Below are 24,105 nucleotides of genomic sequence, written 5' to 3'. Positions count from 1 at the left end.
TGGAGGCGATGCGCACGCGCGTGGTCGTGGCCGACGGCGCGATGGGCACGATGATCCAGGAGGCGAACCCGACCCTGGACGACTACCAGGGCCTGGAGGGCTGCAACGAGATCCTGACGGTCTCGCGGCCCGACCTCATCGCCGGGGTGCACGACGCGTTCCTCGAGGTGGGCGTCGACGCGATCGAGTCGAACACGTTCGGGGCCAACTGGTCGAACCTGTCGGACTACGGCATCGACGACCGCATCCGCGAGCTGGCCCGCGAGGGCGCCCGGATCGCGCGCGAGCGCGCCGACGCCCACGCGACGCCGGACCGGCCGCGCTGGGTGCTGGGCTCGATGGGCCCCGGCACCAAGCTGCCGTCGCTGGGACACACCACGTACGAGCACCTGCGCGACACCTTCGCGGAGCAGGCGGCGGGCCTGATCGAGGGCGGCGCCGACGCGCTGCTGATCGAGACCAGCCAGGACCTGCTGCAGGCCAAGGCCGCGGTGACGGGCTGCCGGCAGGCGATGGCGGAGACCGGCCGACGGGTGGCGGTCATCGTGTCGGTGACGGTGGAGACCACCGGGACCATGCTGATGGGCTCCGAGATCGGCGCGGCGCTGGTGGCGCTGCAGGCGCTGGACATCGACGCGATCGGCATGAACTGCGCCACGGGCCCGGAGCAGATGAGCGAGCACCTGCGGCACCTGTCGCAGCACGCCCAGATGCCGGTGGCGTGCATGCCGAACGCGGGCCTGCCGGTGCTCGGGCCGCACGGCGCCTCCTACCCGCTGACGCCGCAGGAGCTGGCCGCCGCGCACACGCAGTTCGCGCGCGAGTTCGGCCTGGGCCTGGTGGGCGGCTGCTGCGGCACCACGCCGGAGCACATGCGCCTGGTGGTCGAGGCCGTCGGCGGGCAGCCCGTGGCCGCGCGCGAGCCGGTGCGGGAGAACGCCGTCGCCTCGCTGTACTCGGCCACGGACCTGCGGCAGGAGACGAGCTTCCTGGCGATCGGCGAGCGCACCAACGCCAACGGCTCCAAGGCGTTCCGCGAGGCGATGCTGGAGGCCCGCTGGGACGACGTCGTGGACATCGCCCGCGCCCAGACCCGCGACGGCGCGCACCTGCTGGACGTGTGCGTGGACTACGTGGGGCGCGACGGCATCGCGGACGTGCGGGACGTCGTCTCCCGCCTCGCGTCGGCGAGCACGCTGCCGCTGGTGATCGACTCCACGGAGCCCGCCGTGATCCGCGCGGGCCTGGAGCTGCTGGGCGGCCGCGGCGTGGTCAACTCGGTGAACTTCGAGGACGGCGACGGGCCGACGTCGCGGTTCGGGCGGATCATGCCGGCCGTCGTGGAGCACGGAGCCGCCGTCGTCGCCCTGACGATTGACGAGGAGGGGCAGGCCCGGACCGCCGACGGCAAGGTGGCCATCGCGTCGCGGCTGATCGACACCCTGGTGGGCGACTGGGGCATGCGGGTGGACGACATCATCGTCGACGCCCTGACCTTCCCGATCGCCACGGGCCAGGAGGAGACGCGGCGCGACGCGATCGAGACCATCGAGGCGATCCGGCGCATCACGCGCAAGTACCCCGGCGTGCACACCACGCTCGGCGTCTCGAACGTGTCGTTCGGCCTGAACCCGGCGGCGCGCGCGGTGCTGAACTCGGTGTTCCTGCACGAGGCGACCGAGGCGGGGCTGGACTCGGCGATCGTGCACGCGGCGAAGATCCTGCCGCTGTCCTCCATCCCCGACGAGCAGCGCCGGACGGCGCTCGACCTGGTGTGGGACCGTCGCGAGTGGGACGCCGACGGGAACCTGACCTACGACCCGCTGTCCAAGCTGCTGGACCTGTTCGAGGGCGTGGACGCCGCGGCGATCCGCGACCAGCGCGCCGCGGAGCTGGCGGCGCTGCCGACCGGCGAGCGGCTGGCGCGGCGCATCGTGGACGGCGCCCGCAAGGGCCTGGAGGCGGACCTCGACCTGGCGCTGGGCGAGGGCATGAAGGCCCTGGACATCGTCAACGACCACCTGCTGGAGGGCATGAAGGTGGTCGGCGACCTGTTCGGGCGGGGCGAGATGCAGCTCCCGTTCGTGCTCCAGTCGGCCGAGGTGATGAAGGCCGCCGTCGCACTGCTGGAGCCGCACATGGAGCGCCTGGAGGGCGACTCCGGGTCCAAGGGGACCATCGTGCTGGCCACGGTGCGCGGCGACGTGCACGACATCGGCAAGAACCTCGTGGACATCATCCTGACGAACAACGGCTACACGGTGGTGAACATCGGCATCAAGCAGCCGGTGAGCGCGATGATCGACGCCGCGATCGAGCACGACGCCGACGTGATCGGCATGTCGGGGCTGCTCGTGAAGTCGACGGTGGTGATGAAGGAGAACCTGGAGGAGCTGGCCTCCCGCGGGTTCGAGAAGCGCTGGCCGGTGCTGCTCGGCGGGGCCGCCCTGACCCGCACGTACGTCGAGGACGACCTCGCCGGCGCCTTCCCCGGCACCGTCCGGTACGCGAAGGACGCGTTCGAGGGCCTGCGGCTCATGGAGCCCCTGGTGCGGGTCGCGCGCGGCGCCTCGCCGGACGACGTCGGCCTGCCGGCGCTGCGCAAGCGCCGCCACAACGTGGTGACGGTGACGCAGACGGCGCCCGAGGACCTGCCCGCCCGCTCGGACGTGGCCACCGACAACCCCGTGCCGGAGCCGCCGTTCTGGGGCACGCGGATCGTCAAGGGCGTGCAGCTCTCGGAGTACGCGGCGTTCCTGGACGAGCGCGCGACGTTCATGGGCCAGTGGGGTCTCAAGCCCGGCCGCGCCTCTGCTTCCGGTCCGGCCGGTGCTTCTTACGAGGAGCTGGTCGAGACCGAGGGCCGCCCGCGGCTCGCGGAGTGGATGGATCGCATCCGCACCGACCAGATCATGGACCCGACCGTGGTGTACGGGTACTTCCCGGTGTGGTCCGAGGGGGACGACGTCGTCGTCGCGCACCACGGGGACCTCAACGGGACCGGAGCGCCCGACGGCGGCTCCGGGGGCGAGGTCGGGACCGAGCGGCTGCGGTTCCACTTCCCGCGGCAGCGGCGCGACCGGCACCTGTGCCTGGCGGACTTCGTCCGGCCGCGGTCCTTCGTCGAGGAGACCGGGCGGTTCGACGTGCTGCCGGTGCAGCTCGTGACCGTGGGCGACACGGTGTCCGCGCACACCGCCAAGCTGTTCGAGGCGAACAAGTACCGCGAGTACATGGAGCTCCACGGGCTGTCGGTGCAGCTCACGGAGGCGCTGGCGGAGTTCTGGCACTCCCGGGTGCGCTCGGAGCTGGGCTTCGGGGACGAGGACCCGAAGAGCGTGGAGGGCATGTTCAAGCTGGAGTACCGCGGGGCGCGGATGTCGCTCGGCTATCCGGCGTGCCCCGACATGGAGGACCGGCACAAGGTGGTGGAGCTGCTGCGGCCGGAGCGGGTCGGCGTGACGCTGTCGGACGAGCTGCAGCTGCACCCGGAGCAGTCCACCGATGCCTTCGTGTTCCACCACCCGGAGGCGAAGTACTTCTCCGTGTGACTTCTGGGGTATGGCCGTCCGACCAGGTCAAGCCTGTTCTGGCTGGTCAGAGCCCCGGATGTCACGTTCGGCCGGCAGACCCGGTCAGTCAGGGCGACGGCATCTGTCGTCCCGCGCGGGTGGGAACTCGGCGGTCCAGCGAAGCAGGAGACCAACCATGAACGTGAACAAGCGCGCCCACCGGCGCCGAGCAGGACGCCGCGCCGGCTCAGCCCTGCTACTGGGCCTGATCGTCCTCGCTTCCGCCGTCTCCGCCCCGGCAGCGACGGGTGCCCCGGCCACCCGCCCCGGGCCGCAGCCCACGATCGTGCTGGTGCACGGCGCCTGGGCCGACGCCTCGAGCTGGTCCGGTGTGGTCCGCCAGCTCCAGGCCGATGGTCAGCACGTCATCGCCACCGCCAACCCGCTGCGCTCGCTCGCGGGTGATACCGACTATCTCAAGACGCTGCTCGGCACCATCGACGGCCCCGTGGTTCTCGTCGGCCACTCCTACGGAGCCGCCGTGATCACCAACGCGGCCACCGGCGACCCCGACGTCAAGGCGCTGGTCTTCGTGAACGGCTCGGTTCCCGCGGAAGGGGAGACCGTCGCGGAGCTCGCGGGCCCCGACTCGGCACTCGCGGCCGACCCGACCACGATCTTCGACTTCGCGCCCGCGACGCTGCCGCCCACGCCCGAGACCGACGTCTACCTGAAGTCCTCGACGTTCCTGGAGTCGTTCGCCACGGGACTCAGCCGGGACCGTGCGCTCACCCTGTGGGCGACGCAACGTCCGATCACCTTCGGAGCTCTGAACGAGCCGTCGGGCGAGCCCGCCTGGAAGTCCATCCCGAGCTGGTACCTCATCGGCACCAGGGACCTGGTCATTCCGGCCAGCGCCCAGCAGGGAATGGCTGAGAAGGCCGGTTCGACCGTCATCCGGTTCCGCGCCGGCCACCTCGGCCTTCTGACCGATCCGACGACGGTCGCGCGGACCATCACCACCGCTGTCCGCGCGACGCGCTGACCTGCGGTCCGGCGGGTGAGGACTCACCTGCCGGACCGCAGCGCGGCACCCAGCTGCCTTCTTGAGGAGACACCGGTCTTCGTGAAGACCTTCCTGAGATGCCATTCGACGGTGTGCGGGCTGAGGAACAGCTGCGCGCCGATCTCACGGTTGGTGAGACCGTCGCCGGCGAGGTGAGCGATCCTGCTCTCCTGGGCCGTGAGCCCGCTGTCTGCCGGCGCGGGTCTCCTCGGTGCCTTCTCGCCGGTCGCCTGGAGCTCCCGCCGGGCCCGGTCGGCGAAGGCCTGGGCCCCCCATCCGGGTGAATCTGTCGTATGCGCCCCTGAGCTGGTCCCGGGCCTGGGTGCGGCGGTTCTCGCGGCGCAACCACTCCCCGTAGGTCAGGTGTGCCCGTGCGAGCTGGACGGCCGCCCTGCTCCGGCTCAGGTGCTCGATCGACTTCCGGTAGAGACGATCGGCCTCCCGTCCCTCGCTGAGCAGCGCCTGTGAGCGGGCCAGGACCCCTTGAGCCCAGCCGGTGTCGGACGACCGAGTCCGCTCGTCCAGCTGGCGGAGCGCTGTCTCGGCGTCGCTCCGGGCACCGCACCGGACGGCGGACTCGACGAGCTCGGCCAGCGAGGAGCCGTAGAACCCGAGGTCCTCGTACTCGCACGCCGACCGTGCGGACTCGAGGGCGGCGTCGTAATGGCCGAGACCGTTGTGCAGGACGGCTGCCGCGTATTCCGCAAGTCCCAGTGCACGGCCCTCTCCGCGGGTGGTCGCTTGGTGGACGGCGGAGCTGATCGCCCGTCGAGCGGTCAGCTCGTCGCCCTGATGGGCGAGGAGCAGCAGGGAGGTGTAGAGCGGCGGCGCGGCGGCGGTCGCCGCCGCGATCGATGCCGCTTCGTCGAGAAGTGCCGCCGCGGCAGCGAGCTCGCCGGTGTGCACGCTCACGCCCGCCTGGTATCCCATGGCGAACGGCAGGATCGACAGGGCACCTGCGGTGCGAGCGAGCCGCACGGCGCGGGTCGCGAGGAGGTACCACGCCTCGTCGTCCCACAGATCGGGGGCGATCGGCTCCGGCGCCACGGGACAGGCGAGCCACATCCAGCTCATCTCGGACTCGCCGGCGGCGCCCGACTCGACTCGGAAGGATTCCAGGGCCTCGACGAGCGGCAGCTGGCCGGCCGCGTGGCCCGCTGTGATCCGCGTGGCGACCCCGGTCAGGAGGAGGTCGGTAGGCCGGTGCGGGAGCGGTCCGGGTGGTGCCGCCCGAGCGGCGGCGGCGGCAGCCTGGAGATCGTTCGGGTCGCCGAGCCGGCCGGTGAACATGGCGGCAGCCACTGCTTCGAGATAGGCCTCCCTCGCCGCTGGAGGATCGAGACGCTCCAGCTTCCGCCCGGCGTCCAGGAGGAGCGGCAGCGAAGCGCCGGCACCCTGGCTGACGAACGCGAGGTGCGCGCGCATGCGTGCGATCTGGGCGCGTTGGAGGTCGTCGGGATGTCCCGCCGCCGCCGTCTCGAGGAGCGACCTGGCAGCGTCCGGAGCGCCGGCACGGAGCTTCTCCTGGGCAGCGGCGAGCGCGCGTCGGACACCGCCTCCACCGGGACGTGTCAGCTCGGTCGCCCGTTCGAGGAACGCGGCCGCCGCCGTCACCCCGCCGCGCCCGCGCGCTCTGTGAGCAGCCCGCTCGAGCTCGTCCGCGACGGCGTCGTCGAACCCGTCCGCGGCTTGCGCGAGATGCCATGCCCGGCGGTCGGGATCCGTGTCCTGCGCGGTCGCCGCGCCCAGGGCCTGATGGGTCTCGCGGCGGGCTCGGGCGTCCGCGGCGCGGTAGACGGCGGAGCGCACGAGCGGGTGGCGGAAGCGGACGCTCGCGCCGATCTCGATGAGGCCCGCTGCCTCGGCGGGCGCCGCCGCGTCGAGGCTGACCCCTAGCAGGTCCGCCGCTCGGCCGAGCACCGACGGGTCCCCGACGGGCTCGGCCGCCGCGAGGACCAGGAGTTGCCGGGTCGTGGCGGGCAGCGACCGGATGATCCGCAAGAACCCGTTCTCCAGCTGTCCTGCGAGGGGGCGGGTGTCCGGCCGTTCGAAGCCTCCCGCCAGCTCCGCCGTGGTCAGAGCGCGGGGCAGCTCCAGGAGGGCGAGCGGATTGCCTCCCGTCTCGGCGACGATCCGATCGCGTACCTGGGTGTCGAGCCGGCTGGGGAATGCCGAGTCAAGCAGGGCGCGGGCGTCGGCCTCCGCCAGCCCGTCGACCGTGATCTCCGGGAGGCCGCGCAGTTCGTGCGGGAGATCCGGCTCGCGTACCGCGAAGACCATGGCGACGGGATCGGCACCGAGGCGCCGTGCGACGAACGCGAGCGTCTGCAAGGAGACCTCGTCGAGCCACGGCGCGTCGTCGACGACGCACACCAGCGGCAGGTCCGCGCCGACGTCGGCGAGAAGGCTGAGCGCGGCGAGCGCGACGAGGAACCGATCGGGAGGCGGGCCCGCACTGAGGCCGAACGCCGTGGTCAGCGCGTCGCGCTGCGGGACGGGGAGGTGATCGAGGCGATCCAGGAACGGCAGGCAGAGGTGGTGCAGGCCGGCGAAGGCGAGCTCCATCTCGGACTCCATGCCGGCGACGTCGGTGACTCGGCACCGCGCAGCCCGCCCCACCAGGTGGTCGAGGAGCGCGGTCTTCCCGACGCCCGCCTCGCCTCGCAGCACCAGCACCGCGCCCAGGCCACCCTGGACGGTCGTCAGGACCTCGTCGAGCGCCTCGCAGTGGCGGGTCCGGCCCCGCAGGGCCTCCCTGGCTCCCCTCGCGGACAGTCTCGCCACATCGTGGAGCCTACCCCGTGCGTCACATCTGCCTGGAGTGCCCGGTCGAAGATGCGTCAGAGGTGGTCGAGTCGCAGGTAAGGACGAGTCTCACCGGGTTTCACCGGGGCGGCGTGGGCCGCTATGCCGGAAGCAGAGAGCGACTGGACCCGCTCGTCACCGACCCTCTGACCGCACTGGCCTCTTCCCCCGGCCAGTCGGCGAGGTTCCGGCACGTGCGCAACGCCGTGCCGGAACCTCGCCGGTCCGGAGCCCCGCTGTGTCCTCGGCTGTGTCGTCGGCTGTGTCCGTGGTCCGGTGGCTGGCTACCCCCACGGACACGGCCACGCACCGGACCACGGACTTGCGCGGCGCGACGGGACGTAGCGCGGACGAAAGGTGGATACGCCCGCATGAAGGGCGGCACTCACCAGAGGAGTCCGAGATGTATGCGAAGGATCCAGACCACGCGAGAACGACGGGTAACGCCTATGGGGAAGCAGACCCGGTCGTCGCCAGGGAGCTGCACCGGACGGTCGCCTTCTTCGTCACGCAGCGCCCCGTCCTGTTCCGCATCGCACTTCGCGTCACGGGCGGTGACACCTCGAGCGCCGAGGACGTCGTCCAGGAGGCCTGGATCAGATGGCAGCGCACGAACCGGGGGCAGGTCAGGAACCCCGAGGCGTTCCTGACCACCACGACGACCCGCTTGGCGATCAACGTCGTCCAGTCCGCGTCTCATCGCCATGAGCGACCGAGCGTGTCCCTCGCGCACGGTGTCCACGACGGCCGGCACGACCCCGCCGCCCTGACGGACCGGACAGCAGAGGTCGCCGAGGCGATCGGTCTCCTCCTGGCCAGGCTGAGCGGCAATGAGCGTGCGGCCTACCTGCTGAGGAAGATCTTCGACTACCCGTATGCCGAGATCGCCCGGCTGCTGCGCACGAGCCCCGTCAACACGCGACAGCTGGTCCGCAGGGCGCGTGCCCGTGTCGCGGACGGTGTTGCGCGGTCCGTCGTCGGACCCGAGGTGCACCAGCAGTTCGTATCGGCCTTCTTGGCCGCGGCCCGCGGTGGGGAGCTTCATGCGCTCGAGAGTCTGCTGACGCGGCACGTCCGAACGGCCGGGGCCGAGCCGTCGATCGAGTGTCACCGGTAATCGCTCACCTGACGAGCGATCTGCAGCAATGTTCGCTGGTCGCTCCCTGTGCCGCGATGCGGACCGGCGGACGCACTGGTGCAGGTCAGGGCTGTGGCGGTCGACGGCAGTGAACTGAGGTAGGTCATCAGGTGAGGTGCAGGCCGCCATCGACCGCGAGGACCTGGCCGGTGAGCCAGGTGGTGGCCGGGTCGGCGAGCCGTACTAGTGGGGCCGGGCGCCACCGCGTTGACGCGGACGCCGGCGGAGGCGAGCTCCAGCGCCCAGCTCCGCGTGAGCTGCTCGATGGCGCCCTTGGCAGGTCAGAAGCTGTTTACCCAGAAGCGAAGTACTTCTCCATGTGACTTCTGGGGTAGTGGCCGTCCGACCAGGTGACGAGACGCGCCTGCTCCGTCGCGGCCAGGCCCCGGGGAGCAGGTCACCCGAATCATGTGACTCGACGAGGCGCACCCCGGCCTAGCGTCGCGGACGAACCATCGAACGAGTGCCCGCGGACGGCGGGCCACGCTATCGAGGAGAGACGACATGGCGCTCGACACCCTGGTGGCCTTCGCGGCCAGCTACGGCAGCGAGGACGACGCGGTGACCGACTACGAGGCCGTGAAGGAGTTCTACCAGGCCAGCGGTCTCATCGACACCTACGACGCGGCGGTGGTCTCGCGGCACGCCGACGGCAAGGTCAAGATCGTCAAGAAGCACGAGCAGCCGACCCGGCAGGGCGCCTGGGGCGGCCTGGGCCTCGGCCTGGCCGGGGGCGCGCTGGTGGCCCTCTTCCCGGCGATCGGTCTGGGTGGCGCCCTGCTCGCGGGCGGCGCCGGGGGCAGCGCCATCGGCGCGATCGCCGGGCACGTCGCCGGCGGGATGAGCCGCGGCGACCTGAAGGACCTGGGCGAGCTGCTCGACGAGGGCCAGAGCGGCCTGGTCGTCATCGCCGCGTCGGACGTGGCAGCACACGTGGAGAGCGCGATCGCCCGCGCGGCCAGGCTGGAGAAGAAGGAGCTGAAGGCCGACGAGAAGGCGCTGGAGGCGGCGATCGACGAGGCCACCGCCGGGTGAGTCCGTCGATCACCCCCGCGCCCGGAGGATGAAACCAGGAGGATCTTCGCGGCGCGGAAGGTACGATGCGGACGTTGCGCTCGACTCGGACCAGACGACGTCCCAGCGAGAGGAGGCGGTTGACGTGGCCGCCGTTCATCGCGACTGGGCGTGGGACCGTCCGGGTGACGTCCGTGCACTTCCGGCCGACGTCGACGTCGAGCGCCGCGGAGCCCTCGTCGTGCTGCGCGCAGCCATGCGCGACCTCGCGGACGCCGACCGCACGATCCTGGTCGGCCGCCACGTCCACGGCAGAACCACGACGAGCATCGCCGAGCAGCTCGGCCTCCACCCGCACGCCGTGCCCGGCCGGCTCCGCCGTGCCGAGGAGAACCTTGCCGCCGCGCTGGCCGCCGCGCACGCCCGGCACGTGGCCGAACCCGAGTGCCGCGCCGGCCGCGCGGTCATGCACGACTACCTCGCCGGACACCTCCTGCCCCACAGCCAGCGGCGGCTGGAGGTCCACATGAACGACTGTGCCCGATGCACCCGCGCGTTCGTCGACGTGTGTGACGTCTCCTGGGCGCTCCGCGAAGCCGGGAGCGACGCCGTCGTCGAGGGTGCGCCGGCCGACGTCACCGCCCGCCCTGCGCACATCGGCACCCGGGTGAACCGGAGAGAGACCGCCGTGGCCGCTGCCGCCCTCGTCGCGGTCACCGTCATCGGTGCGTCGACGTATGTCGCTGATCAGACCGGTGAACCCGCGGGCCAGGTGCTGGAGAGCGCCGGCGTCGACGAGGGCGTCCTGGGAGTCGGCGACCCGGGGAACCGGGAAGCCCCGCCGCCGCCTTCGATCCGTCCCGCGAACCGACACCCCCGCCCGTCGACCATGGCGAAGTACGACGCCGCCGCAACCGTGCAGACCGTCGCGGCCGCCCGGACGACCCAGGCGGCCGCGACGGAGGCCGACACCGGGCTCACCGCCGCCGACCAGGGGGCCGACGCATCCTCCCGCTCGGAGTCCGCGGCCGGCACCAGCTCGGGCGCATCCGCGCTGGACCAGGGTGTCGAACATGCCAACGCGGCCGCGACGCAAGGGCTGACCGTCGCGGTTGCGGCGGCAGCCGCTGTGTCGGGCGCCTCCGCCGGCTCCAGCAACGGCGAGAGCCGGCGGGCCACCGCGACCACCGGCACTCCGGCCTCGGCCGACAGCTGACCCGATCTGGGGTCACGTCGTCCCACATCCGACCCGCACCTCCCATACGGTCGGGTCTGCCAGGTCCACGCGAACGGTCGCCTCAGCCGGGCCTCCCACACGGAGGCGATCTGAACGCCGCGCCGCGAGTCGCCGCAGTTCCCGCCCCGTCAGCCCTGCGGCGCGTCCCCGAAGTCGCGGATGTCCAGGCGGACGCCGCCCTTGAGCGCCGACTCGTGCGCGACGATGCCGGGCATCGTGTACCGCGCGGCGACCCAGGCGTTGACCGGCGGGAGGGCGCCGGTCGTGACGGCCGTGACGAAGTCGTCGGCCAGGAAGTGGTGGCTGCCCTCGTGGCCGTTGGACACGTTCGCGAACTCCTTCGGCAGCCGCGAGCGGTCGTGCACCGGCGCGGAGCCCGAGGTGAAGGCGTCCCGCAGCGCGGGCGAGACGTGCTCCAGCGACGGGTCGTCGGGTGACAGCGTCGGCTTGGGAGCCAGGTGCTCCGTGATGTCCACGACCTCCTGCTTGTCCTGCCAGAGGCTGACGTTGACGAGCTGCTCCATGCTGGCCTCGGTGCCGAAGAACCGGAACCGCGACTCGCGGACGTGCGAGGGGAACCCGACCCGGCGGAACTCGTTGATGCGGAACGCGCCGCCCCCGGCGGCCTCGAACAGCGCCGTGGCGTTGGAGAAGTCGTTGGCGAACTGGCTCACGTCCTTGTCGAACACCCCGTCCCCGCGGTCGTCGAGCACGCCGATCGCCGAGACGCTGGTCGCGTACGTCTGCCAGGCGCCGAGAATCCCGCCCAGGGAGTGCGTGGGGTACATCAGGGGCGGGTAGCTCGCGGTGGACTTCCAGTTCTCACCGCCGCTGTACTTGTACGCGTCGTAGAAGCCGAGGTCCATGTCGTGCAGGTAGTCGCCCTCGGCGTAGAACAGCCGGCCGAAGGCGCCCTTCGCGGCCTGGTCACGGGCGTGGACGGTCGCCGGGTTGTAGTAGCTCGTCTCGCCCATCATGTAGGTCAGCCCGGTCTCCCGGACCGCCTCGACGATCGCCTCGATCTCCGGCTCGGAGATCGCCATCGGCACCGAGGAGTAGACGTGCTTGCCGGCGCGAAGCGCCTGGACCACCAGGGGTCCGTGCGTCCAGCGCTGGGTGAAGACGGCGATCGCGTCGACGTCGGAGGCCAGCAGGTCCTCGAAGGACGGGACGGTCCCGGCGAGGTCGTACTCGTCGACGAGCCGCTCGGCGCGCTCGGGCAGCAGGTCGGTGACGTAGATGTCCCCGACGCCGGGGTGCAGGTTCCAGAGCTTGACGAACTGCCCGGCGAACTGCCCGGCTCCGACGATGCCAAGTGTGAACACGGAATCTCCTTGTCTTGGGCCGCGGCGATGCGGCCGGGGGCGACGACGGCCGGCGGCCGCGTTGACGGCCTCGACCCTATGTACCTACGATCAGCGAACTCTTCACGGATCCAAGCCGGTTCTTCCCGGATCATCAGATGCCGGGGGTCCCGAATGACGTCGCAGATCGAGATCGAGCCGCCCGCGCTCGTGAGCTGGTCCGGCCGCCCCACCCTGATGGGCACCGCCCACCAGCACGACGACCTGGAGATCAACCTCGTCACCGAGGGCGGCACGATGCTGTACCTGTTCGGTGGCGCGCCGGTCGAGATCGGCCCCGGGTCGGTGGCCGCGTTCTGGGCGGCGGTGCCCCACCAGCTCATCGCCAGCACGGCGACCCGGGCGCACTGGGTGCACGTGCCGTTCTCGACCTTCCTCGGCTGGGGACTGCCCACCGCCCTGGTCGGCCGCCTGCTGTCCGGCATGCCGCTGGTCTCACCGCCGGAGGTGGCGCTGACGACCGACCCGGCGAACTTCACGCAGTGGGCCGCCGACCTGTCGGGTGACCAGCCCGAGCTGCGTCGCATCGCGATGCTGGAGATCGAGGCCCGGGTGCGCCGGCTCGGGCTGGCCACACCGGGGCAGCCGGTGCGGCAGTTCGCGGCCGGCGACCCGGCGCTGCGCCAGGTGCTGGCGATGGTGCGGCACATCGCCGAGCACTTCCGCGAACCGCTCACCGTCGCCGACGTCGCGCGGACCGTGCGGCTGCACCCCAACTACGCCATGGCCCAGTTCCGCAAGGTCGTGCGCACCACCATGGTCGACTACCTGACCCGGTGCCGGCTGGCCGAGGCGCGGCGGCTGCTGGTGACCACCGACCTGCCGGTCGCCGACGTCGCGGCAGAGTCCGGCTTCAGCTCCGTGAGCCGGTTCTACACCGCGTTCGGCGACGTCTGCGGCATGCCCCCGGCGGCGTACCGGCGCGAGAACCAGCACGACCAGCCGCGCCTCCCGGTCAGTCGAACAGGGCGTTGACCTGCTCGTTGGCCTCGGTCAGCGAGCTGACGTCGGACTTGCCGCCCAGCACCTCGTCCATCGCAGGGGTCATGATCGCGTGCACGTCCGAGGCGTGGTCGGTCACCGGGAACAGGAACGTGGTGCCGTCCTCGACATGGGTGGTGAACGGCGAGACGTCGATGCCCTTCTCGGCGAACGCCTCCGTGGCGATCTCGGCCGAGCTGGTGATCGCCGGGAACACGACGCCGGCGGCGCCCACGAGGTCCTGGCAGTCGGTCGAGCCCAGGAACGCGACCCACTTGGCGGCCCCCTCCGGGTTGTCCGTGCCCGCCCAGACGGAGTCGGCCAGGCCGTTGAACATGCTCGCGCGCTTCCCGTTCGGACCGGTGGGCGTGGGCGCCAGGCCGACGTCGACGCCGTCGTAGCCGAAGTAGGTCGAGAGCATCCAGTCGCCACTGATGTTGATGGCGGACTTGCCCGCGCCGAAGTTGTCGTTCACCGACGCGCCGATCGTGGTCTCCAGCGGCGGGGCGTAGCCCTTCTCGATCAGGGAGTACCACCAGGCGATGGTCTCCTGGAAGCGCGGGTCGTCGTAGTTGTAGTGCGTGCCCCAGGGGTTCTCGTCCGTGTGGGTCCAGCCCGTGGTGGCGGTGTACATGCTCCACTCGGTCTGGCCGTTCTCGTACCCGGCGCCGGGGATGCCCAGGCCGTAGACCGCGACGTTCTCCTTGTCGAAGCCCGGCTCGTCGCCGCGCACGCCGTTCGCGTCGACGGTCAGGCGCGCGATGGCCTCCTCGTAGCTGCCGCCGTCGTCCGGGTTCCAGTCGAGGTCCTGCATGTCCTTCTCGGTCAGCCCGGCGTCGGCAACCATCTGCTGGTTGTAGAAGATCGCGACCGTGTCCCAGTCCTTGGGCAGGCCGTACCGCTTGCCGTCCTGCGCGACCCACAGGTCCGCGAGCCCGGCCGAGTACTGGTCGAGGTCGACGTCGGCGATGTGGTCGTCCAGCGCCAGGAGCTGCCCGTTCGCCACGAACTCGGGGTACTTGGACACGTGGTCGGTGAACACGTCCGGGCCGGTGCCCGACGAGAACGCGGTGGTCAGCGCCGACCAGTAGTCGTCCCACCCGCGCTGCGTGATCTTGACCGTCAGGTCGGGGTTGGCCTCGTGGAAGGCGTCGGCGCACTGCTGGTAGGCGGGCTGCTGGTTCGAGTCCCAGAGCCAGTAGTCGATCTGGCCCTCCGCCTCGGCGCCGGACGACCCGCCCGCGCAGGCGGTCAGGGACAGGGACGCGAGGGCGACGGCGCCCGCGAGCATCTTTCGCTTCATGGTGTTCCTTTCTGGCCCGGCTACTTGATGCCGGAGAAACCGATGGAGTTGATGACCCGGCGGCCGAAGACGGCGTAGAGGATCACGATGGGCAGGGCCGCGACGAGGGACGCGGCCATGAGCCCGGCCCAGTCCGGCGCGCCCTGCGGCGTCTGCGAGCGGAAGACCCCCAGGGCCACGGTGAGCACCTTGGACTCCTCCGTCTGGCCCACCAGGAGCGGCCAGAAGTATTCGTTCCAGGTGTTGATGAACGTGAGGATGCCGAGCGTGGTGACCGGCGCCGCCGAGATCGGCAGGATGATCCGGAAGAAGATGCGCCAGGGCTTGGCGCCGTCGATCATCGCCGCCTCGTCGATCTCCTTCGGGATGCCGAGGAAGAACTGCCGCATGAAGAAGATCGCGAACGGCGTCATGAACAGGCTCGGCAGCATGATCCCGGGCAGCGTGTTGAGCAGGCCGAGCGACTTGATCGTCAGGAAGTTCGGCAGCGAGGTGAAGATCGGCGGCACCAGGAGCGCCCCGAGGAAGACGGCGAACCAGGCGTCCCGCCCCGGCCAGCTGAGCCGGGCGAAGGCGTAGGCCGCCATCGAGGAGAACAGCACCTGGCCCACCGTCACGGCCGTGGCGACCACGAGCGAGTTGCGCAGGTAGAGCCAGAAGCTCAGCGACGCGCCGGAACCGCCCTCCGCGAGCGCCTCCTCGGGAGTGGCCAGGCCGAACACCCGCTTGAACGGGCCGAGCGTGAAGTCGGCGGGCAGCAGCGAGAAGGACTGGGCGGCGAGCGCCTGGTTGTCCGAGAACGCGGTGCGCAGCATCCAGTAGAACGGCAGCACGGTGGCCAGCACGAAGAGCCACAGCACGATCCAGGCGAGCGCCCGGCCCCAGGTGATCCGTGTACGCATGTGCGCTCCCATCAGGAGAGGTCGGACTCGCCGGCGCGCAGCAGTCGCATCTGCGCGAAGGCCGCCCCGGCGAGGATGAGGAACAGGACCACGGACATCGCCGACGCGTAGCCGAAGTGCCCGCGGGCGAACGCCTGCTCGTAGATGTAGAGCTGGAGCACGCGGGAGGCGTTGCCTGGCCCGCCGGCGGTGGTCACGGCCACCGTGTCGAAGACCTGGAAGGCCCCGGTGACGGTGATGACCAGCACGAGCACGAGCACCGGGCGCAACAGCGGCAGGGTGATGCGCCAGAAGGTGCGCCACTCCCCCGCGCCGTCGACGGCGGCGGCCTCGTAGACGCTCGCCGGGATCATCTGCAGGCCTGCGAACACCAGGAGGGCTGTGTAGCCCAGGTGCCGCCAGGTGTTGACGCCCGCGATGGTCGCGACGGTCCATGCCTCGTCGCCGAAGAAGGCGACCTTGGGCAGCCCGACGGCGTCGATCACGGCGTTGACGATGCCGATGTTGTAGTCGAGCATCCAGAACCACAGCAGGGCCACGACGACGTTGGCGATGAGGTAGGGCAGCAGGAGGCTGCCGCGGATCAGCACCGACCTGGTGAGGCGGTGCATGAGCACCGCCAGCCCGACGGCGAGGACGGTCTGGAACCCGATGTTCAGCACCACGTACAGGAACGTCACGCGGACGGCGTTCCAGAAGACGTCGTCCTGGGCCATGTCGACGTAGTTCTGCAGGCCCACGAAGACGGGGCTGCCCAGCACGTTGTACTCGGTGAACGACAGGTAGGCGCCGCGCAGCGTCGGGTAGAGGTAGAAGACCAGGAACCCGAGGGCCGCGGGGGCGATCATGCCGAGGGCGGGCCAGAGCTGGTTGCGGGGGCGCCGGCGGGCCGGACCGGCCGGCACTCCCCCGCCGCCGGTCCGGCCGGCGGGGCGGTCGAGGGCGGTCGTGGTCATGAGCGCCGTCCCTTCGTGATGGCCCAGACCCGCACGTCCTCGCCCGGCACGACGGCGCGCAGCCGGCCCGCGGCGTGGCTCTCCTGGCCGGTCCACAGCTCGGTGACGTCGTACCGGCCGCCGCCCAGTCCCAGGTCGCGCAGCGGCAGGTCGGCGGTGCGCGGCGTCGCGCCGTAGTTGAACGCGGCGACGTAGGTGGTCCCGCCGTCGTGCAGCACGAACGTGTCGGCGGCGGTGAAGGCGTCGGCTCCGGCCCGCACGGGGGCGAAGGACCGGCCGAGCTCGGCGAGGTGGTTGATGCCGGGGTTCTGCAGCAGGTCGCGGGCCCGCTGCTTGATGACCGGGTGGCCGGTGGCGGTGAGGTCCTCGCTGACCTGGTAGATCCCCGTGATGGCGGCGGAGGTGACGCGTGCCCGGTTCTGCCCCTCGGGCCAGATGCTCGGGTAGGGGTCGTCCAGCAGGTAGGCGTTCGCGTTGCCGTCGTACTCGTAGTTGCCGAACTGGACGTGGTCGCCGTCGTTGAAGGCGTAGACCTCGTCGAGCCACCAGCCGTACGTCAGGGAGTTGAGCAGGTACTCGGTGCTCTTCTGGTAGCGGTCGGGCTGCGTGGGGTGCCAGTTGTTCAGGGCGCCGTGCACGTCGCACGAGATGCGCCGGGCGTGGGCGAACTCGGAGGCGAACAGGGGCGAGATGGCGAGGTCGACGAACATGTCGTCGCCGACGACGTCGACCACCTGCGCCATGCCCTGGCGGAACGCCTGCTGGCCGGTGTGCACGTCGGCGTCGTACCAGTCGTCGGCCTCGACGTAGCCGTGGGTCAGGAAGTCGAGCTTGACGTAGCGCACGCCGAGCTCGCGGAACTTGCCCAGGGCGATCCGGGCGCGGTTCTGCACGCCGGGGTTGGTCGGGTCGAGCGCCCAGGCTCCGTCGATGTTCACGGGGATGCCGTTCACCTTGAGCGCCATCTGGCGGTAGGTCTGGTTCTCGCAGGTGTCGCACAGCGCGGTCCCGCCGATGGGCTCGTCCAGGCCCTCGCGCCAGAAGTTGGCGAACGGCTGGAAGTACAGGGCCGGCTCCTGGCCGCGCGCCTTGACGTCGGCGACGTACTGTTCGAGCTCAACCCAGGAGGTGTTCGGGTCCTCGAACGCGTACTCGGGGGCGAGCATCTTGTCCCAGTAGGAGTCGACGCCCACGTAGAGGCCCTTGGCCGAGTCGGCGTTCCGGAACCCGGGGGTCTCCTCGGCCAGGAACTCCGAGACCTCGTCCATGACGGCGGCGTCGCCACCGCGGGCGCCGAGGCCGCCCCAGCTGTTGAACCCGAAGGGCGTGCCCTCGTCCCAGGTGCGGGAGCGCGCGGCCTGCGCGGCCGCGCGGCCGAAGGTCTCCATGCCCTCGCGCCAGTCCGGGAAGAGGCCCACGAACATGCGCGGGGAGCGCACCGTGGCGCCGCTGACCTCGGCGTGCGGCTTGAGCTCGCGGTTGAACTGGTACTTGTTCATGCCGTCGCCGTAGTCGTAGCTCCAGTCCGTCAGGCCGGCCGCGGCCTGCAGCCGGTCCAGGCCGCCGCGCGCGTTGCCGTCGGCCACCACGCCGGACTTCCACGTGTCGCGGTCCAGGGAGCCGACGACGAGGCCGCGGCGCGAGGTGTCGTCGATGAACGCGGTGACCTCGAAGCTGCGCCGGGCCGGCGTCACGTCCTTGATCGCCGGGGTCTCGTAGCGGACCCAGTGGTCGTTGTCGAAGGGCACGAGCACCATGCGGTTGTCGCCGGTGCGCCCGAGGTCGACCGAGCCGCGCCGGTCGGTCATGACCGTCACCATCATCGAGGTGGTGACCGGGCCGTCGGTGCCCGTCACGTCGAGCCGCACCGAGAACGAGTGGTCGCCGTCGAACGCGAAGACCTGCCGGAGCGTGGGCAGCCCGGGCTTGGCGCAGGTGACCGTGGTGCGGGCGGTGAGCCGGCAGCCGCCGTCGTACTGCTTGGTGGTGACGAACTCGTCGCCCAGGCGCACGCCGCTGTAGAAGCCGGTCACGGCCTCGCGGCCGCCCCAGCGGGCGTCTGCGGTGCCGCTGCGGAGCGAGTAGTCGATGACGACGTCACCGCCGCGGAGCACCGTCCGCTTGCCGCCCGGTGTGGCGCGGGTGGGGTCGACGGGCACCGGATCGGCCGCGTCGGGGTCGGTGAGCGTGTAGTCCTTCGCGGTCGCGCCGGCGACGTCGACCCGGTCGAGGTCGGGGCCGAGCGCGCCGGCCGGGGCGCTGAACGTCAGGCTGTTCTCGCCCGCGTGCAGGGGCAGGTCCACCGTGACGGTGCCGACGCGGTCCCAGCCGCCGGTCGAGGCGACCGGCACGGTGGCCATCGAACCGCCGTCGGGCGTGATCGTGAGCGCACGCGAGTCGTCGCCGCTCAGGTAGTGCAGCGTCACCTCGTAGGTGCCGTCCTCGGGCGCGATGACGCCGGGGACCTTCGCCGTGGCGGACGGGTCGATGCTGCCGACCTTGCTCCCGCCCGAGCAGGTGGAACAGCCGCTGCGGCTCGCGCCGTCGAGGACCACCTGGGTGGCCTCGGCCTCGATGGTGGCCCCGCTCGGATCGGCCGCGGTGGCCGCGGGAGCGGGCGCCGCCCCGATGGTGACCACGACGCCGAGCGCCAGGCCGGCGGCGAGCCAGGCACGGTCGGCTCGCCGGACCTGGTCGGATGCGGATGTGACTGACATGAGTGCCCCTCCGGCGTCGTTGCTGGTGCGGACACTCAACCGTCTTTTTTTGTCACTGTCAATTAACTGTTGGTGATCACCGCCCCGTCAGGACGAACTTCGTGATCGCCAGGGATTCCCTGACGTAGTCGACGGGGATCTCGTACCACGGCGTGTCCGCGTGCACGTGAGTGCTGCCGATGCCCGCTTCCTCGGCGATCTCGCCGGCCCGGAACACGTGGTAGTCACTCGTGATGAAGGCCGTGGTGTAGTCCGCATCGAAGTGCGCGTCCAGGAGCCCCTTCGTGAGGACGAAGTTCTCGTAGGTGCTGGTCGACCGGCTCTCCCGGATGATCCGGTCCTCCGAGACCCCGTGCGAGATCAGGTACCGCTCCATCGCGAGCGCCTCGGTGACGGACTCCCCAGGCCCTTGACCTCCGGCGACGACGATGACGGCGTCCGGGTTCGCGACGGAGTACCCGACGGCCGCGTCCAGCCGGGAGCGGAGCGACGGCGTCACCTCCTCGCCCTTCAGCGCGGCCCCGAGGACGATGACGGCGTCCTCCTGGTGCGAGACGGTGTCCGTCCTGCCGAGAGACGCGATGGATGCGAAGAGGACGAGCACCAGGGCAGTGGCGACCGGGACGAAGACCTTGACCCACCGGAACAGGCTTCTCCGTGTTCCCGCCCGGGTCCGGTCCCGGTGGAGACCGTGGAGCAGGTAGAGGACACCGAGCACGAACGTCGCGACGACGCCGGAGCTGAGGCTGCTCGTGAACGACACGATCACGGCATCGAGGATCAGGGCCGCTCCGACGACGATCCAGAGCAGGCTCACGGCGGAACGATAGCGGCGAACCAGCCCGAACGTACGGGCGGGGTACGGAAAGCCGGTTGTCGAGTCGGGTTCCTACCTTCATCGGTGTCAGAGGAACCGCGAGGAACCCACTCGAGAACCGGGACGGAAGAGCCATGCGCAGACTGGTGAGCGGAATCGTGGCCTTCGTGACCGCCTTCTGGTGCCTTGCTGCCGTCGCGCCGGCAGCGCAGGCGGCCGAGGCGGCGCCCTTCTCGGCCCCCGGTCAGGAGATCGTGGTCGGCTGCGGGAACGCCGAGGCGGCGATCCAGGTCACCTGGGGCGCGGACGGCGTGTCGCTCCGGTACCGGTTGCGCGACACCGCCGCCGACGGCCGGAGCCCGGTCCTGAAGATCTCCGCGGTGACCGGGAACGGCGTGACCGCCGACTACGTCTTCGACGACGGCACGGTCACCCACGCCCGCACGGCCGGCGAGGGCTTCAGCTCCTGGTACGGCGAGAACGACTGGAACCCGGGGACCATCGGTACGATCAACCACCTGAACATCGAGGTCTCCAACGGCACGACGGCCGAGGGCACCCTGTGCACGCGGTACGCGAACCTGTACAACTGGTCCGGCCTCGGGCTCCGGAACGCGTTCGAGAAGGAAGGCGCACCGTTCTCCGGGACCGGCGGGGACGGCCCGGCCTACGACTGCTCGGGGCTCGTGTACGCGTCCTACGACGAGGTGGCCGACTTCCCCGGGTGGCCGGTGCGCTCGTCGCAGGCGATGTACGACTGGGCCCGGACGCACACCGGCCAGGACAGGATCTACGCCCAGCAGGTGCCCTACTCCGAGCTCAAGGAGGGTGACCTGATCTTCTACGACGCCGACGGCGAGTACACCGGCAACATCACGCACGTCGCGTTCTACGCCGGCGACGGGACCGTCTTCGACGCCCACCGGACGGGCACTCCGGTCGGCTTCCACGCCGACTGGGTGAACTCTCGCGTGGGCGCGTACCGCATCCTCGGTGCCGTGGGGTGGGCCGCCTGAGCCGTCGCCTATGATCACGGCGTGCCGTCGTCCGATGTCGAGAGGGTCCGGGACTCAGCAGGCGATCTGCTCCGCCGGCATCGAGAGGCCGGCGGGCTGACCCAGCGCGAGCTCGCCGGGGCTTCCGGGGTGAGTCTCGCCTCGGTCCGGGACATCGAGCAGGGGCGCAGCCGCCGTCCCCGACGGGAGTCCGTCGCCGCCCTGATCGCGGCCCTCGGGCTCGCCGGCCCGGAGGCAGACCGGCTGCGCGAGCGGTTCGACGAGGCGCTCGTACGGTCCCGGTCCGGTGGCACGACGGCGGGTCCCGGAACCGTGCACATCGGTGTTCTCGGGCCGTTGCTGCTGCATCGGGGTGAGGCACGGATCCCCCTGCGGTCCCGGATGCAGCAGGTGCTGCTCGCCGAGCTGGCGGTCGCCGCGGGGTCGCCCGTACCCCGCGAGGTGCTCGTGGCAGCACTCTGGCCGGGCGAGACCTCGACCACGACAGCGGCCCTGAACATCCACCTCACCCGCCTGCGTCGCCTGCTGGAGGACTCCGACGACCGGCAGCCCGTCGTGGAGCAGGACCGCGCCGGTATCCGGCTCCTCGTCCCGGCCGACCAGCTCGACCTGCTCACGTTCCGCGAGCTCGCCGGGCATGCGCAACGCTCAGGGGCGACGAGCGGCGCGAAGGAGGCCCTCGCTGCCGCCGTCTCGCTGTGGCGCGGTGGTCCGGACCCGGACCTCGTGACGTCACCGGACCGGATCGCGGCGATCGAGGAGGAGTACGTCGCGGCGCTGCTGTCGTACGCGAGGATCACCCGTGAGCTCGGCGTGCCCGAGGACGCCGTCGTGCCGCTCACGACCATGGCGGACCGCCGCCCGCTCGACGAGGTGGTCCAGTCGTCGCTGATCCAGACGCTCGCCGCGGCGGGACGCCAGGCGGAGGCGTTCGGCCGGTACGAGTCCACGCGGCGCGCACTCTCCACCGAGCTCGGCGTGGACCCCGGGGAGCGGCTGCGCACCGCGCACCTGGACGCGCTGCGGCAGCGCTGGACGGACGAGTCCGCCGCCGCGGCCTCGGTCCCCTGGCAGGTTCCCGCGGCTCCGCCGCGCCTGGTGGGACGCACGGACGAGCGTTCCGGCATCACGGCGGCGCTCGACCGCGGCCCTGAGGGCGGCAACGTGCCCGTCGTGGTCAGCGGCGCCGCAGGCGTCGGGAAGACCGCCCTGTGCCTGTCCGTGGCGCACGAGACGCACGACCGGTATCCCGACGGTCAGCTGTTCGCCGACCTGCAGGACGCCGCGGGTGTTCCCGTCCCGCCCCTGGAGATCCTGCAGCGCTTCCTGCGTGCCACGGGCCCCGGGACGCCGCCCGCGGACCTGCCCGAGGCGGCGTCACTGTTCCGCAGCCGGCTCGCGGACCGGAAGATGCTGATCGTGCTCGACAACGCCCGGGACGCGGCCCAGGTACGCCCGCTCATCCCGGGCCTCGGCGACAGCGACGTGCTCGTGACCAGCAGAAGTCTGCTGCCCGAGCTCGACAGCGCCGTCCTGGTCCGCCTGGACGTGCTCGACCGCACCGACTCGGTCCGTCTGCTGGCGGCCGCGACGACGACGTCGGACGGGGGCGACGCGGCGGTTCTCGACGAGCTGGCGCGCCTGTGCAGCGACCTCCCGCTCGCCCTGCAGATCACGGCCGCGCAGCTGCGGAGCCGGCGGCAGCTCGTGCCGGCGGACCTGGTGCACCGGCTCCAGGACGGGCAGGACCGTCTGGACCACCTCGCCGTGGGGACGTCGAGCCTCTGGAACAGCTTCGAGCTCAGCTACACGGAGCTCTCCCGCACGGCGCAACGCGTGTTCCGGATGTCGTCGCTCCACCCCGGCATCGACTTCGGCACGGAGGCGACGGAGGTGCTGGTGGGCGACGGGACGGCTGCCCGTGCGCTGGACGAGCTGCTCGACGCGAACATGCTGACCGAGCACGCCGCCGACCGGTTCCGCAGCCACGACCTGCTGCGGCTGTTCGCCCGGCGCAAGCTCACCACGGCCGACCGCGTCCCCGACGCCGAGAGCCGCCTCCGGCGCTGGTACCTCGACCGGGCCACCGCGGCCGTCGACTGGATCCACCCGCACCTGCTCCGGCTGACCGGCCACCCGGACCGCACCGCGGTGTTCGGCGACGAGGACGCCGCCATGAGATGGATGGACCTGGAGTACCCGTCGATGCTGGCCCTGGCGACCTCGTCGGCCGACGACCCCGATCGTGGTCCCGACGTCTGGCGGCTCGTCGACCAGCTCCGCGGATACCTCCTGCTCCGCCGGTTCGACAGCTGGGAGCACCTGGCCGAAGCCGGCCTCGGGGCGGCCGTCCGGACCGGCGACGACCAGGCACGTGCGGCGATGTACATCTCCCGCAGCTACGCCCACTGGGCGCACGGACGCATCGACGACTCGCACGCGGACACCGTCCGCGCGACCCGCCTCGCCGAGCTCTGCGGCTGGACCGACGCCGTCGCCTACCTGGCGCACAACGTGGGCTGGGAGCACTACGAGGCCGGCCGGCTCGTCGAGGCCACGGCCTGTTTCGAGCAGACGCTGTCCCAGACCGAGCCCGAGAGCCAGACCCGCGCCCTCGCCCTGAACGGGCTCGGCATGACCTACCTGGAACAGGGCGAGCTCGTCCGTTCCGCCGACTCGTTCCGCGCCGCGCTGCGCATCAGCGAGGGCAACAAGCGCGAGGTGGCCGACCTGACGATCCGCGGCAACCTCGCCAGCGCCCTGCGGCTCCTCGGCGACACCGGGACCGCGGAGGCCCAGCTCAACGACGTCCTCCGCGGATTCCGCCGACGCGGCCACACCCGCGGGGAGCTCTCCACGCTGGACGAGCTCGGCAGGCTCCTCGCCCAGACCGGCCGGCCCACCGAAGCGGTCGAGACCGCCCGCGAGGCACACGCCGCCGCATCCCGGCTGAACGACCCCAGGGCACAGGTCATCACCGGTGACGGCCTGGGCATGAGCCTCCTGGCCAGCGGGCACACCGCCGAGGCAGCAGCCATCCTGACCGACGCCGCAGCGCTGGCGACCGCACACGGCTACCGGTCGTGGGAGGCCCGGGCACGTGCCCACCTGGCGAGCGCGCACCTCCGGCTGGGCAAGACCCAGGAGGCGACGGACGAGGCCGCGCGCGCCGCCGTCCTCGCGGAGGCGTGCGACGCGACGTCCGTCGTCGTCGAGGCACGGCGGGTGCACGTGCTGGCCGTCCGGAAGCACGCCTGATCCTGCGCGGGGCCCTCCC

Annotated in this window: 17 protein-coding genes; 8 read left to right on the top strand and 9 right to left on the bottom strand. The window is 71.5% G+C overall.

The genetic code is table 11. From position 1 onward, the window contains the following. The first annotated feature begins 8 nt into the window (after positions 1-8). Positions 9-3,551 (top strand): methionine synthase, encoded by a 3,543-nt coding sequence (gene metH / locus QRN56_RS12075; protein WP_285103743.1) that lies wholly within the window; start codon positions 9-11, stop codon positions 3,549-3,551. Between the two features lie 157 nt (positions 3,552-3,708). Next, the gene (locus QRN56_RS12070) at positions 3,709-4,557 is read left to right on the top strand and encodes an alpha/beta fold hydrolase (RefSeq protein WP_285103515.1); all 849 of its coding nucleotides are present in this window, start codon (positions 3,709-3,711) and stop codon (positions 4,555-4,557) included. Positions 4,558-4,580: 23 nt separating this feature from the next. Here QRN56_RS12070 and QRN56_RS12065 read toward each other — a convergent pair whose 3' ends face one another. Continuing rightward, the gene (locus tag QRN56_RS12065; RefSeq protein WP_502928792.1) at positions 4,581-4,739 is read right to left on the bottom strand and encodes a helix-turn-helix domain-containing protein; all 159 of its coding nucleotides are present in this window, start codon (positions 4,737-4,739) and stop codon (positions 4,581-4,583) included. After that, entirely contained in the window at positions 4,702-7,362 is a 2,661-nt protein-coding gene (locus tag QRN56_RS12060) for an ATP-binding protein (protein ID WP_285103513.1), read from the bottom strand. Before QRN56_RS12060 ends, QRN56_RS12065 begins: the two co-directional genes overlap by 38 nt. Positions 7,363-7,786: 424 nt before the next feature. On the opposite strand from QRN56_RS12060, the gene QRN56_RS12055 reads away from it, so the two are divergent. Continuing rightward, positions 7,787-8,500, top strand: a complete 714-nt coding sequence (locus QRN56_RS12055) for a sigma factor-like helix-turn-helix DNA-binding protein (RefSeq protein WP_285103510.1) — start codon at positions 7,787-7,789, stop codon at positions 8,498-8,500. Here the strand turns inward: QRN56_RS12055 and QRN56_RS12050 are convergent. Continuing rightward, entirely contained in the window at positions 8,491-8,760 is a 270-nt protein-coding gene (locus tag QRN56_RS12050; RefSeq protein ID WP_285103739.1) for a hypothetical protein, read from the bottom strand. The two genes, QRN56_RS12055 and QRN56_RS12050, sit on opposite strands and share 10 nt — an antisense overlap. A 265-nt stretch (positions 8,761-9,025) precedes the next feature. Between QRN56_RS12050 and QRN56_RS12045 the strand changes: the two genes are divergently transcribed. Together QRN56_RS12045 and QRN56_RS12040 are read left to right on the top strand one after the other, a co-directional pair. Next, positions 9,026-9,556, top strand: a complete 531-nt coding sequence (locus tag QRN56_RS12045; RefSeq protein ID WP_285103508.1) for a DUF1269 domain-containing protein — start codon at positions 9,026-9,028, stop codon at positions 9,554-9,556. 124 nt (positions 9,557-9,680) lie between these two features. Continuing rightward, positions 9,681-10,751: a sigma-70 RNA polymerase sigma factor region 4 domain-containing protein gene (locus QRN56_RS12040; RefSeq protein WP_285103506.1), complete on the top strand. Its 1,071-nt coding sequence runs from the start codon at positions 9,681-9,683 to the stop codon at positions 10,749-10,751. 149 nt (positions 10,752-10,900) lie between these two features. Here QRN56_RS12040 and QRN56_RS12035 read toward each other — a convergent pair whose 3' ends face one another. Then, on the bottom strand, positions 10,901-12,097 hold the full coding sequence (locus QRN56_RS12035) for a Gfo/Idh/MocA family protein (protein ID WP_285103505.1): 1,197 nt from the start codon (positions 12,095-12,097) through the stop codon (positions 10,901-10,903). Between the two features lie 153 nt (positions 12,098-12,250). Between QRN56_RS12035 and QRN56_RS12030 the strand changes: the two genes are divergently transcribed. Continuing rightward, a complete protein-coding gene (locus tag QRN56_RS12030; RefSeq protein ID WP_285103504.1) occupies positions 12,251-13,111 on the top strand; it encodes a helix-turn-helix domain-containing protein in 861 nt (286 codons plus the stop codon). Here the strand turns inward: QRN56_RS12030 and QRN56_RS12025 are convergent. The 5 genes from QRN56_RS12025 to QRN56_RS12005 form a co-directional block, all read right to left on the bottom strand. Further along, a complete protein-coding gene (locus tag QRN56_RS12025) occupies positions 13,092-14,420 on the bottom strand; it encodes an ABC transporter substrate-binding protein (protein WP_285103503.1) in 1,329 nt (442 codons plus the stop codon). The genes QRN56_RS12030 and QRN56_RS12025 overlap by 20 nt on opposite strands. 20 nt (positions 14,421-14,440) lie before the next feature. Then, positions 14,441-15,322: a carbohydrate ABC transporter permease gene (locus QRN56_RS12020; RefSeq protein WP_285103501.1), complete on the bottom strand. Its 882-nt coding sequence runs from the start codon at positions 15,320-15,322 to the stop codon at positions 14,441-14,443. Positions 15,323-15,333: 11 nt separating this feature from the next. Then, a complete protein-coding gene (locus QRN56_RS12015; RefSeq protein WP_502928790.1) occupies positions 15,334-16,278 on the bottom strand; it encodes a carbohydrate ABC transporter permease in 945 nt (314 codons plus the stop codon). Next, a complete protein-coding gene (locus tag QRN56_RS12010) occupies positions 16,275-18,995 on the bottom strand; it encodes a carbohydrate-binding protein (RefSeq protein ID WP_285103500.1) in 2,721 nt (906 codons plus the stop codon). Before QRN56_RS12010 ends, QRN56_RS12015 begins: the two co-directional genes overlap by 4 nt. A 76-nt stretch (positions 18,996-19,071) precedes the next feature. Next, positions 19,072-19,812, bottom strand: a complete 741-nt coding sequence (locus QRN56_RS12005; RefSeq protein ID WP_285103499.1) for a YdcF family protein — start codon at positions 19,810-19,812, stop codon at positions 19,072-19,074. A gap of 134 nt (positions 19,813-19,946) precedes the next feature. Between QRN56_RS12005 and QRN56_RS12000 the strand changes: the two genes are divergently transcribed. Beyond that, the gene (locus tag QRN56_RS12000; RefSeq protein WP_285103497.1) at positions 19,947-20,828 is read left to right on the top strand and encodes a C40 family peptidase; all 882 of its coding nucleotides are present in this window, start codon (positions 19,947-19,949) and stop codon (positions 20,826-20,828) included. Between the two features lie 21 nt (positions 20,829-20,849). Next, a complete protein-coding gene (locus QRN56_RS11995) occupies positions 20,850-24,086 on the top strand; it encodes a BTAD domain-containing putative transcriptional regulator (protein WP_285103495.1) in 3,237 nt (1,078 codons plus the stop codon). Positions 24,087-24,105: the final 19 nt, after the last annotated feature.

Origin of the sequence: Promicromonospora sp. MEB111, assembly GCF_030209445.1 — a bacterium.
GTDB lineage: Bacteria > Actinomycetota > Actinomycetes > Actinomycetales > Cellulomonadaceae > Promicromonospora.
Note: the sequence above shows the minus strand (reverse complement) of the source record. Positions and strands in the feature narration are given on the sequence as shown.